Below are 11606 nucleotides of genomic sequence, written 5' to 3'. Positions count from 1 at the left end.
CAGAAGCGCGTCGAGAATGGTGTCGCTGATCTGGTCAGCGATCTTGTCGGGGTGACCCTCGGTCACGGACTCCGAGGTGAACAGGCGACGGGACACAACGCTCCCTGGGGTTGCAGCGGCTGCTGGCTGATCATTGGCGGACGGCCCGGAGGCTGCGCCCGTGGTCGTCCGAGAACAGTTTATCGGTCGTGCTCGGCCACCGACCCCCTGTCTCGCCCCTCGGGAGTGCTGTGACCTGCGGCACGGGCATTCTGCCCAATTCCTAGCGGCCTTGGCCAGGGTTGCCACGCCCCTGTCGCAGAGGTTTGAGGGGACCGAGAATCGAATGAAACATTCAGCCGAGCCGCTCCGCCACGAGGTCCCAGACAGTTTCGGCCAGATGTTCCTTAGGCCCGCGCTGCACGGGGGTCTCGCTGCCGTCGGCGCCCAGCACCACCGCCTCGTTCTCCTCCGAGCCGAAGGTCTTGCGTTCCCCCACCTCGTTGACCACGAGGAGGTCGCAGCCCTTGCGCTCCAGCTTGATGCGGCCGTTGGCCAGGACGTCGTCGGTCTCGGCGGCGAAGCCGACGATCACCTGCCCGGGGCGGGCGCGCTCCGCCGAGATCTCCGCGAGGATGTCCGGATTCCGCACCAGCACGATGGGGTCCGGGTCCTGGCCGTCCTTCTTCTTGATCTTCCCGGCGGCGTAGGTCTCCGGCCGGAAGTCCGCGACCGCTGCGGCCATGACGACGGCGTCCGCGTCCGGGGTCGCCTTCAGCACCGCCTCGCGCAGCTGCACGGCCGTGCCCACCTGGACGACGTCCACGCCCGCCGGGTCCGGCAGGCCGGTGTTCGCGGCGATGAGCGTGACGCGGGCGCCGCGGGCGGCGGCGGTGCGGGCGAGGGCGTAGCCCTGCTTGCCGGAGGAGCGGTTGCCGAGGAAGCGCACCGGGTCGAGGGGTTCGCGGGTGCCGCCGGCGCTGACGACGACATGCCGGCCCTTGAGGTCGGGTTCGGTGACGCCCCTGGACAGGACGCGGCGGCAGACCGCGTAGATCTCCGTGGGATCGGGCAGGCGGCCCTTGCCGGTGTCGACGCCGGTCAGACGGCCGACGGCCGGTTCGATGACCACGGCGCCGCGGCGGCGCAGCGTCGCCACGTTCTCCTGGGTGGCCGGGTGTTCCCACATCTCGGTGTGCATGGCGGGGGCGAAGACGACCGGACATCGGGCGGTCAGGAGCGTGTTCGTGAGCAGGTCGTCGGCCAGGCCGTGGGCGGCCTTCGCGAGGATGTCCGCGGTCGCCGGGGCGACGACGACCAGGTCGGCGTGCTGCCCGATGCGGACGTGCGGGACCTCGTGGACGTCGTCCCAGACCTCGGTGGAGACGGGGTTGCCGGAGAGGGCGGACCAGGTGGCGGCGCCGACGAAGTGCAGCGCGGAGGCAGTGGGCACCACGCGTACGTCATGGCCGGACTCGCTCAGTCTGCGCAGCAGCTCACAGGCCTTGTACGCGGCGATGCCACCGCTGACCCCCAGCACGACCTTGGGCTTGTCCACCGTCTCTCCCCGGCTCGGCAACGTACGAGTCCATCAACGACTCCATCACACACCACAGGCCCGACAGTCGCGCTGTCGGGCCTGTGGAAAAGCCAACTGCAATACGAAAGTACTACTGCGCCGGACCCTCGATGGCCTCGGACGTCAGCAGACCCGCGTTGATCTCGCGCAGGGCGATCGAGAGCGGCTTCTCGTGGACGTGGGTGTCGACGAGCGGACCGACGTACTCGAGGAGGCCCTCGCCGAGCTGCGAGTAGTACGCGTTGATCTGGCGGGCACGCTTGGCCGCGTAGATCACGAGGCTGTACTTCGAGTCGGTGGCCTCGAGGAGCTCGTCGATCGGCGGGTTGATGATGCCCTCGGGCGCGGAGATGGAAGAGGACACGCTCTACCTTCCGATGGATGGGAAAAGATCGGTCGTGATCACATCACTCGTGATCACAGGACATCCATCAAGGCTAGCAGCTCGCGAGCCACGTCCTCGACGGAGGTGTTGACCAAGGTCATGTCGAACTCCGGCTCGGCCGCCAGCTCGATCCTGGCTGCGTCGAGACGGCGCTCGATCACCTCGGGCGGCTCGGTCCCCCGGCCGGTGAGTCTGCGCACGAGCTCCTCCCAGGAGGGCGGAGCCAGGAACACCAGCCGGCCGTCCGGCATGGTCTCGCGGACCTGCCGGGCGCCCTGGAGGTCGATCTCCAGGAGGACGGGCACGCCGTCCTCCAGGTGCTCCAGCACGGCCGCACGCGGCGTGCCGTAGCGGTTGCCGGCGAACTCGGCCCACTCCAGCAGCTCACCGTTGGCGATCAGCTTGTCCATCTCCTCGTCGGTGACGAAGAAGTAGTGGACTCCGTGCTTCTCGCCGGGGCGGGGCTTGCGGGTCGTCGCCGACACCGAGAGCCAGACCTCGGGGTGTTCCTTGCGCATATGAGCGACGACCGTGCTCTTGCCGACCCCGGAGGGGCCGGAGAGCACGGTCAGCCGCGGACGTACGTCCGGGGGCTCGGGGGTCGTCCCCCGGAATGTTGCAGCCATGCAGCGATTATTCCAGCAATCCCGGAGTGCCCGGGACTCCCGGTGCTCGGGAGCCGGACTCAGGAGCCGGTGCTGCCGAACTCACGCTCCAGGGAAGCGATCTGGTTGGAGCCGAGGCCGCGCACACGGCGGCTCTCGGAGATGCCCAGACGCTCCATGATCTGCTTGGCGCGGACCTTGCCCACGCCCGGCAGGGACTCGAGCAGGGCGGAGACCTTCATCTTGCCGATGACGTCGTTCTCCTGGCCCTGCTTGATGACCTCGTGCAGGGAGGCGCCGGAGTGCTTGAGTCGATTCTTGACCTCGGCCCGCTCCCGGCGAGCCGCGGCGGCCTTTTCGAGCGCGGCTGCGCGCTGTTCAGGGGTAAGGGGCGGAAGAGCCACGCCTACGTCACCTCGGATGTCGAACTGTCGGATACGGACCGGTGAGGAACCTAGTCGCCCCACACCTGGGGAGCCACGAGCAACACGCTTGCCCGTTGTCCCCCACTACCTAAGGGTGTGGGGGTGTCCCCACTCGTCGGAGACTAGCGGGCGAGCGCGCCAGAGTCAGCGAGAACAGCGGAAAAGTCCTGGTCAGCCTCTGTCAGGCCGGACATTTAGGACATAATGCCCCGGATTTGAGGATGTATTCAGACTCAAGCGGGCCTGGAAGCACCCGGGCGACCACTCATCGGAGGACTCGAACGAGCGCCTCGAACACCCGCGACGACCGTCGCGAAGGCCTCACAGGGCTCCGACGGCGGCCCTGATCTCCTCCGCGAAGCGCTCCGCGGCCGCGCGCAGCGCCCCGGCGTCGGGACCGTGCCGCAGCACCCCCCGGCTGACGTTCGGCACGACATTGCGCACCGCCGCCCCGAAGACGGCGGGAAGGTCGGCCGCGGTGGCGCCCTGGGCGCCGATCCCGGGCGCCAGGAGCGGCCCGTTGATGTCCAGGTCGTACGACGACAGATCACCGAGCGTGGCGCCCACCACGGCCCCGAAGGAGCCCAGGGGCTCCTCCCCCGCGTTCTCGGCGGCGAGGTGCGCCAGCATCGTCGCCCCGATGTTCCGCCCGTCCGTGCGCACCGCGTGCTGCACCTCGCCGCCCTCCGGATTGGAGGTCAGTGCGAGCACGAACAGGCCGGTGCCGCTCTCGCGGGCGAGCGCGACGGCCGGGGAGAGCGAGCCGTAGCCGAGGTAGGGCGAGACGGTGAGCGCGTCCGAGAAGAGCGGGGAGTCCTTGTGCAGGAAGGTCTCGGCGTACGCGGCCATGGTCGAGCCGATGTCGCCGCGCTTGGCGTCCATCACGACCAGCGCGCCGGCCGCCCGGGCCTCCGCCACCGACTTCTCCAGGACCGCGATACCGCGCGAGCCGAAGCGCTCGAAGAACGCGCTCTGCGGCTTCAGGACCGCGACCCGGTCGGCCATCGCCTCGACGACCGTGCGGCTGAACCGCTCCAGACCTGCGACGTCGTCGTTCAGACCCCACTCGGCCAGCAGGGACGCGTGCGGGTCGATGCCGACACAGAGCGCCCCGCGCTCGTCCATGGCGCGGCGAAGCCGTGCACCGAAGGGTTCGAGGCCACTCATGCGGTCTTCCTCACGTCGGCGCCGACCGCGTCGGCGAGGGTGGCATACGGGCTGGTGCCGAGACGGGCGGCGAGGCCCTTGTGGATGGCGCGGCCCCAGAAGGGGCCCTCGTAGATGAAGGCGCTGTAGCCCTGGACCAGCGTGGCACCGGCCAGGATGCGCTGCCAGGCGTCCTCGGCGTTCTCGATGCCGCCGACGCCCACGAGCGTGATGCGGTCGCCCACGCGCGCGTAGAGGCGGCGCAGCACCTCCAGGGAGCGTGCCTTCAGGGGCGCGCCCGACAGTCCGCCGGTCTCCTTCACCAGAGAGGGTTCGGATTTCAAACCGAGGCCCTCGCGCGCGATGGTGGTGTTCGTGGCGATGATCCCGTCCAGGCCGAGCTCGACGGCCAGGTCGGCCACGGCGTCGACGTCCTCGTCGGCGAGGTCCGGCGCGATCTTCACCAGCAGGGGGACGCGGCGGGAGGCCACCGTACGGTCGGCGGCCTCGCGGACGGCGCTCAGGAGCGGCCGCAGCGCCTCCGTGGCCTGCAGGTTGCGCAGACCGGGCGTGTTCGGCGAGGAGACGTTCACGACCAGGTAGTCGGCGTACGGTGCCAGCCGCTCGGTCGACTTCACGTAGTCGCCCACGGCCTCCGCCTCCGGGACGACCTTCGTCTTGCCGATGTTGACGCCCACGACGGTCCTGAAGACCGGCTCACGGGACGCCAGACGGGCCGCGACCGCCAGGGAGCCCTCGTTGTTGAAGCCCATGCGGTTGATCAGCGCGCGGTCCTTCACGAGCCGGAACAGCCGCTTCTTGGGGTTGCCCGGCTGGGCCTCCCCGGTGACCGTGCCGATCTCGACGTGGTCGAAGCCGAGCATCGACATGCCGTCGATCGCGAGCGCGTTCTTGTCGAAGCCGGCGGCGAGCCCGAAGGGCCCGTGCATACGCAGCCCGAAGGCCTCCGTGCGCAGCTCCTCGTAGCGGGGCGCGAGAGCGGCGGCGACGAAGGTACGCAGGACGGGGATGCGGACGGCGAGGCGGATCCAGCGGAAGGCCAGGTGGTGGGCCTGCTCCGGGTCCATCCGTGTGAAAACCAGACGGAAGAAAAGCTTGTACATGTCGGTGTCCTCTTGAAGTCTCAGGCGACCTCATGAAGAGGGGGACACCGTTTCCGGTGTCCCCCTCGGGGCTGCTAGTCGCGGGCCGCGGTCAGGTGTTCCGCGTGTTCCTGGAGCGAACGGACGCCCACGTCACCGTGGTTGAGGGCGTCGATGCCCTGGACGGCCGCCGCGAGCGCCTGGACCGTCGTCAGGCAGGGGACCGAGCGCGCCACGGCCGCCGTACGGATCTCGTAGCCGTCGAGGCGGCCGCCGGTGCCGTACGGGGTGTTGACGATGAGGTCGACCTCGCCGTCGTGGATGTGCTGGACGATGGTCTTCTCGCCGTTCGGGCCCGTGCCCTCGGACTGCTTGCGCACGACGGTGGCGTTGATGCCGTTGCGCTTGAGGACCTCGGCGGTGCCCGAGGTGGCGAGCAGCTCGAAGCCGTGGGCGACGAGTTCGCGTGCCGGGAAGATCATCGAGCGCTTGTCGCGGTTGGCGACCGAGATGAACGCGCGGCCCTTGGTGGGCAGCGGGCCGTAGGCGCCCGCCTGCGACTTGGCGTACGCCGTGCCGAAGACGGAGTCGATCCCCATGACCTCTCCGGTGGAGCGCATCTCCGGGCCGAGCACGGTGTCGACGCCACGGCCGTGGATGTCCCGGAAGCGGGACCACGGCATGACGGCCTCCTTGACGGAGATCGGCGCGTCGAGCGGGAGCTCGCCGCCGTCGCCGTTCGCCGGCAGCAGGCCCTCGGCGCGCAGTTCGGCGATGGTGGCGCCCAGGGAGATCCGGGCGGCGGCCTTCGCCAGCGGGACCGCGGTCGCCTTCGAGGTGAAGGGGACCGTGCGGGACGCGCGCGGGTTGGCTTCGAGGACGTAGAGGATGTCGCCTGCCATAGCGAACTGGATGTTGATCAGTCCGCGGACGCCGACGCCCTTGGCGATGGCCTCCGTCGAGGCGCGCAGCCGCTTGATGTCGAAGCCGCCGAGCGTGATCGGGGGCAGGGCGCACGCCGAGTCGCCGGAGTGGATGCCGGCCTCCTCGATGTGCTCCATGACGCCGCCGAGGTAGAGCTCCTGGCCGTCGTAGAGGGCGTCGACGTCGATCTCGATGGCGTCGTCGAGGAAGCGGTCGACGAGGACCGGCCGGGAGGGGCTGATCTCGGTCGACTCGGCGATGTAGGACGACAGCCGGGTCTCGTCGTAGACGATCTCCATTCCGCGTCCGCCGAGGACGTACGACGGCCGCACCAGGACCGGGTAGCCGATCTCGTCGGCGATGGCCTTGGCCTCGGCGAAGGTGGTGGCGGTGCCGTGCTTGGGGGCCGGCAGGCCCGCCTCGGCGAGCACGCGGCCGAAGGCGCCGCGGTCCTCGGCGGCGTGGATCGCCTCCGGCGAGGTGCCCACGATCGGCACGCCGTTGTCCTTCAGCGCCTGCGAGAGGCCCAGCGGGGTCTGGCCACCGAGCTGGACGACCACACCCGCCACCGGACCGGCCTGCTGCTCCGCGTGGACGATCTCCAGCACGTCTTCCAGCGTCAGCGGCTCGAAGTACAGGCGGTCGGAGGTGTCGTAGTCCGTGGAGACGGTCTCCGGGTTGCAGTTGACCATCACCGTCTCGTAGCCCGCGTCGCTCAGTGCGAAGGAGGCGTGGACGCAGGAGTAGTCGAACTCGATGCCCTGGCCGATGCGGTTGGGGCCGGAGCCCAGGATGATGACCGCGGGCTTCTCGCGGGGCGCGACCTCGGTCTCCTCGTCGTAGGAGGAGTAGAAGTACGGCGTCTTCGCGGCGAACTCGGCGGCGCAGGTGTCGACCGTCTTGTACACCGGGCGGATGCCCAGCGCGTGCCGGACCTCGCGCACGACGTCCTCGCGCAGGCCGCGGATCTCGGCGACCTGCTGGTCGGAGAAGCCGTGCCGCTTGGCCTCGGCCAGCAGCTCGCGGGTCAGCTCGGGAGCCTCGGCGAGCTCGTCCGCGATCTCCTTGATGAGGAAGAGCTGGTCGACGAACCAGGGGTCGATCTTCGTGTACTCGAAGACCTCCTCCTGGGTGGCACCGGCGCGGATGGCCTGCATGACGGTGTTGATACGGCCGTCGGTCGGGCGGACGGCCTCCTCGAGCAGCTGCGTCTTGTCGCCGGGCTCGCCGACGAAGGTGAACTGGCTGCCCTTCTTCTCCAGCGAGCGCAGCGCCTTCTGGAAGGCCTCGGTGAAGTTGCGGCCGATGGCCATGGCCTCGCCGACCGACTTCATGGTGGTGGTCAGCGTGGAGTCGGCCTGCGGGAACTTCTCGAAGGCGAAGCGCGGGGCCTTCACGACGACGTAGTCGAGCGTCGGCTCGAAGGAGGCCGGGGTCTCCTGGGTGATGTCGTTCGGGATCTCGTCGAGCGTGTAGCCGACGGCCAGTTTGGCGGCGATCTTGGCGATCGGGAAGCCGGTCGCCTTGGAGGCCAGGGCCGAGGACCGCGACACGCGCGGGTTCATCTCGATGACGATCACGCGACCGTCCTCGGGGTTGACCGCGAACTGGATGTTGCAGCCGCCGGTGTCGACGCCGACCTCGCGGATGACGGCGATGCCGATGTCACGGAGGGTCTGGTACTCGCGGTCGGTCAGCGTCATCGCGGGCGCGACGGTGATCGAGTCGCCGGTGTGCACACCCATGGGGTCGAAGTTCTCGATGGAGCAGACGACCACGACGTTGTCGTGCTTGTCGCGCATCAGCTCCAGCTCGTACTCCTTCCAGCCGAGGATGGACTCCTCCAGGAGCACCTCGGTGGTCGGCGAGAGCGTGAGGCCCTGGCCGGCGATGCGGCGCAGCTCCTCCTCGTCGTGGGCGAAGCCGGAACCGGCGCCGCCCATGGTGAAGGACGGGCGGACGACGACCGGGTAGCCGCCGAGCGTCTCGACGCCCTTGAGGACGTCGTCCATGGAGTGGCAGATGACCGAGCGGGCGGACTCGCCGTGCCCGATCTTCTGGCGGACGGCCTCGACGACCGCCTTGAAGAGGTCGCGGTCCTCGCCCTTGTTGATGGCCTCGACGTTGGCGCCGATCAGCTCGACGCCGTACTTGTCGAGGGTGCCCGCCTCGTGCAGCGAGATGGCCGTGTTGAGGGCCGTCTGACCGCCCAGGGTGGGCAGGAGCGCGTCGGGGCGCTCCTTGGCGATGATCTTCTCGACGAACTCCGGGGTGATCGGCTCGACGTACGTGGCGTCGGCGATCTCCGGGTCGGTCATGATCGTCGCCGGGTTGGAGTTGACGAGGATGACCCGCAGGCCTTCGGCGCGCAGGATGCGGCACGCCTGGGTGCCGGAGTAGTCGAACTCGGCGGCCTGGCCGATGACGATCGGGCCGGAGCCGATGACCAGGACGGACTGGATATCGGTGCGCTTAGGCACGCTGGCCCTCCATCAGGGAAACGAAGCGGTCGAACAGGTAGGCGGCGTCGTGCGGACCCGCTGCCGCTTCGGGGTGGTACTGGACGCTGAAGGCCGGCTGGTCGAGCAGCTGGAGGCCCTCCACCACGTTGTCGTTGAGGCAGACGTGGGAGACCTCGGCGCGGCCGTAGGGGGTGTCGGACACCTTGTCGAGCGGGGCGTCGACGGCGAAGCCGTGGTTGTGCGCGGTGACCTCGACCTTGCCGGTCGTACGGTCCTGCACCGGCTGGTTGATGCCGCGGTGGCCGTACTTCAGCTTGTAGGTGCCGAAGCCGAGGGCGCGGCCCAGGATCTGGTTGCCGAAGCAGATGCCGAACAGTGGCGTCCTGCGCTCCAGCACGCCCTGCATGACGGCGACCGGCCCGTCGGCCGTGGCCGGGTCGCCGGGGCCGTTGGAGAAGAAGACACCGTCGGGGTTGACGGCGTAGACGTCCTCGACGGTCGCCGTGGCGGGCAGGACGTGCACCTCGATGCCGCGCTCGGCCATCCGGTGCGGGGTCATGCCCTTGATGCCGAGGTCGACGGCGGCGACGGTGAACTTCTTCTCGCCGATCGCCGGAACGACGTACGCCTCCTTGGTGGCGACCTCCGCGGAGAGGTTCGCGCCCTTCATCTCGGGGGCCTGGCGGACCTCGACCAGCATGGTGCCCTCGTCGGGCAGCGCGTTGCCGGAGAAGATGCCGACGCGCATGGCACCGCGCTCACGCAGGTGGCGCGTCAACGCGCGCGTGTCGATGCCGGAGATCCCGACGACGCCCTGCTTGGCCAGCTCCTCGTCGAGGGAGCGGCGCGAGCGCCAGTTGGACGGCACGCGCGCGGGGTCGCGCACGACGTACCCGGCGACCCAGATCTGCTTGCTCTCGGGGTCCTCGTCGTTGACGCCGGTGTTGCCGACGTGCGGGGCGGTCATCACGACGACCTGGCGGTGGTAGGAGGGGTCGGTCAGGGTCTCCTGGTAGCCGGTCATGCCGGTCGAGAAGACCGCCTCGCCGAAGGTCACCCCCACGGCCCCGTAGGCGCGACCGCGGAAGATCCGGCCGTCCTCCAGGACGAGTACGGCGGGAACCTTGGCGGCTCCCCTGGTGGAGGTTGTCATCGTGCGCCTTCCGTCTTGTTGATCATGTGGTTCAGGGTCTCGACCCACTCGGTGTGCTCGGCCGCACGGTCGGAGCGGAACCCGGAGTCGATCAGCCGCTCGCCGTGTGCCCAGGTCACCACGAGCAGGCCGCCCTCGGTCAGCACCTTGCCGGCGATGCCCTTGTCGAGCCGGGCCTCGCGCAGTTGCGCGGCGGGGACGAAGAAATCGCTCGCACCGGGGCGTACGACATCCAGTCCCGCGTCCGTCAGCGTGAGCTCGACCCGGCTGCGGGTGCCGAGGCCGTGCGCCACGATGCGGTCGAGCCACTGCCCGGCGGTGGTGGAGCCGTGATAGCGGCCGCTCATCGTCAGTCTCGCCTCGCCGGGCTCGTCCGGCGCGCTGGGCAGCTCCGGCAGGTCGCCCTGGAGCGTGCCGCGCCACTTCCAGCCCTCGCGCATCAGCCAGTAGACGAGCGCGATGAACAGGGCGAGTCCCACGAGCCAGCCGACACGGGCGGCCCAGTCGGTGACCTCGGCCGACTTCTTCTCGGCTGCGAGCAGGATTACAGGTGTCACGTGAGCTTCCCGTCGACGAGCGTGGCCTTGCCCCGGAGCCACGTGTGCGTCACACGGCCCGGCAGCTCACGCCCCTCGTACGGGGTGTTCCGGCTGCGCGAGGCGAAGCCCGCGGGGTCCACGTCCCCACGGTATTCCGTGTCGACGAGCGTGAAGTTGGCGGGCTCACCAGCCGAGACGGGACGCCCGTGTCCCTTGGCCTGCCCGATCTGGGCGGGCTTGAAGGACATGCGGTCGGCGACCCCTGCCCAGTTGATCAGCCCGGTGTCCACCATGGTCTCCTGCACCACTGACAGCGCGGTCTCCAGACCGACCATCCCCATGGCGGCCGCGGCCCACTCGCAGTCCTTGTCCTCGTGCGGGTGCGGGGCGTGGTCGGTGGCGACGATGTCGATCGTGCCGTCGGCGAGCGCCTCGCGCAGGGCCATCACGTCCCGCTCGGTGCGCAGCGGCGGGTTGACCTTGTAGACCGGGTTGTACGTCCGCACCAGCTCGTCGGTGAGGAGCAGGTGGTGCGGGGTGACCTCGGCGGTGACGTCGATGCCGCGGGACTTGGCCCAGCGGACGATCTCGACGGACCCCGCGGTCGACAGATGGCAGATGTGGACGCGGGAGCCGACGTGCTCGGCGAGCAGGACATCCCGGGCGATGATCGATTCTTCGGCCACCGCGGGCCAGCCGCCGAGCCCCAGCTCGGCGGAGACGATGCCCTCGTTCATCTGGGCGCCCTCGGTCAGCCGGGGCTCCTGCGCGTGCTGGGCGACGACCCCGCCGAAGGCCTTCACGTACTCCAGCGCGCGCCGCATGATCACGGCGTCGTCGACGCACTTGCCGTCGTCGGAGAAGACGGTGACACCGGCGGCCGACTCGTGCATGGCGCCCAGCTCGGCCAGCTTCTTGCCCTCCAGGCCGACGGTGACGGCGCCGATGGGCTGCACATCGCAGTAGCCGTACTCCTGGCCGAGCCGGTAGACCTGCTCGACGACGCCGGCGGTGTCGGCGACCGGGAAGGTGTTGGCCATGGCGAACACGGCCGTGTAGCCGCCGCTCGCCGCCGCGCGCGTGCCGGTCAGCACGGTCTCGGAGTCCTCGCGGCCGGGCTCGCGCAGATGGGTGTGCAGGTCGACGAGGCCCGGCAGGAGCACCTTGCCGGCCGCCTCGACGACCTCGGCGCCCTCGTCACTCAGCCCGACGCCCACCTCTGCGATCGTCGGGCCGTCGATCAGGACGTCCTGCGGCTCGCCGCCGAGCACCTTCGCACCACGGATCAGGATCTTGCTCATGGGTC

General features: G+C 69.7%; 11 protein-coding genes. All 11 read right to left on the bottom strand.

The features are described 5' to 3' along the window. On the bottom strand, positions 1 to 96 hold a 96-nt coding region (locus ACWC1K_RS47440), incomplete at its 3' end, for an S-adenosylmethionine synthetase N-terminal domain-containing protein (protein WP_352332740.1). A 238-nt stretch (positions 97 to 334) separates the two neighbouring features. After that, a complete protein-coding gene (gene coaBC, locus ACWC1K_RS47435; RefSeq protein ID WP_450840073.1) occupies positions 335 to 1537 on the bottom strand; it encodes a bifunctional phosphopantothenoylcysteine decarboxylase/phosphopantothenate--cysteine ligase CoaBC in 1203 nt (400 codons plus the stop codon). A gap of 112 nt (positions 1538 to 1649) precedes the next feature. Continuing rightward, positions 1650 to 1922, bottom strand: coding sequence for a DNA-directed RNA polymerase subunit omega (gene rpoZ / locus ACWC1K_RS47430; RefSeq protein WP_003977348.1), 273 nt, complete (start codon positions 1920 to 1922; stop codon positions 1650 to 1652). Between the two features lie 53 nt (positions 1923 to 1975). Then, complete coding sequence (gmk, locus tag ACWC1K_RS47425; protein WP_266953461.1) at positions 1976 to 2569, bottom strand: guanylate kinase; 594 nt, start codon at positions 2567 to 2569, stop codon at positions 1976 to 1978. 59 nt (positions 2570 to 2628) lie between these two features. Continuing rightward, complete coding sequence (locus ACWC1K_RS47420; RefSeq protein WP_003977346.1) at positions 2629 to 2952, bottom strand: integration host factor; 324 nt, start codon at positions 2950 to 2952, stop codon at positions 2629 to 2631. Between the two features lie 342 nt (positions 2953 to 3294). Continuing rightward, entirely contained in the window at positions 3295 to 4140 is an 846-nt protein-coding gene (gene pyrF / locus ACWC1K_RS47415; protein ID WP_450840071.1) for an orotidine-5'-phosphate decarboxylase, read from the bottom strand. Beyond that, a complete protein-coding gene (locus ACWC1K_RS47410) occupies positions 4137 to 5243 on the bottom strand; it encodes a quinone-dependent dihydroorotate dehydrogenase (RefSeq protein ID WP_450840069.1) in 1107 nt (368 codons plus the stop codon). Before ACWC1K_RS47410 ends, pyrF begins: the two co-directional genes overlap by 4 nt. A gap of 74 nt (positions 5244 to 5317) precedes the next feature. Beyond that, positions 5318 to 8626 carry a carbamoyl-phosphate synthase large subunit gene (gene carB / locus ACWC1K_RS47405; protein WP_450840067.1) on the bottom strand — a complete coding sequence of 1103 codons (3309 nt, stop codon included), beginning with the start codon at positions 8624 to 8626 and terminating at the stop codon, positions 5318 to 5320. After that, on the bottom strand, positions 8619 to 9761 hold the full coding sequence (carA, locus tag ACWC1K_RS47400; RefSeq protein WP_450840066.1) for a glutamine-hydrolyzing carbamoyl-phosphate synthase small subunit: 1143 nt from the start codon (positions 9759 to 9761) through the stop codon (positions 8619 to 8621). Before carA ends, carB begins: the two co-directional genes overlap by 8 nt. Then, positions 9758 to 10318: a PH-like domain-containing protein gene (locus tag ACWC1K_RS47395; RefSeq protein WP_351466648.1), complete on the bottom strand. Its 561-nt coding sequence runs from the start codon at positions 10316 to 10318 to the stop codon at positions 9758 to 9760. The genes carA and ACWC1K_RS47395 overlap by 4 nt, the downstream gene beginning before the upstream one ends. Then, positions 10315 to 11601: a dihydroorotase gene (locus ACWC1K_RS47390; protein WP_450840065.1), complete on the bottom strand. Its 1287-nt coding sequence runs from the start codon at positions 11599 to 11601 to the stop codon at positions 10315 to 10317. The genes ACWC1K_RS47395 and ACWC1K_RS47390 overlap by 4 nt, the downstream gene beginning before the upstream one ends. Positions 11602 to 11606 lie beyond the last annotated feature (5 nt).

This window comes from Streptomyces sp. NPDC001492 (genome assembly GCF_053597275.1).
The sequence above is the reverse complement of the archived record's forward strand: the minus strand, read 5'-3'. Positions and strand labels throughout refer to the sequence as shown.

What these genes read in the sequence shown, in the direction of transcription:
- gmk (WP_266953461.1), bottom strand. Translation starts at nt 2,569, where the DNA reads ATGGCTGCAACATTCCGGGGGACGACCCCCGAGCCCCCGGACGTACGT.
- pyrF (WP_450840071.1), bottom strand. Translation starts at nt 4,140, where the DNA reads ATGAGTGGCCTCGAACCCTTCGGTGCACGGCTTCGCCGCGCCATGGAC.
- ACWC1K_RS47410 (WP_450840069.1), bottom strand. Translation starts at nt 5,243, where the DNA reads ATGTACAAGCTTTTCTTCCGTCTGGTTTTCACACGGATGGACCCGGAG.
- carA (WP_450840066.1), bottom strand. Translation starts at nt 9,761, where the DNA reads ATGACAACCTCCACCAGGGGAGCCGCCAAGGTTCCCGCCGTACTCGTC.
- ACWC1K_RS47390 (WP_450840065.1), bottom strand. Translation starts at nt 11,601, where the DNA reads ATGAGCAAGATCCTGATCCGTGGTGCGAAGGTGCTCGGCGGCGAGCCG.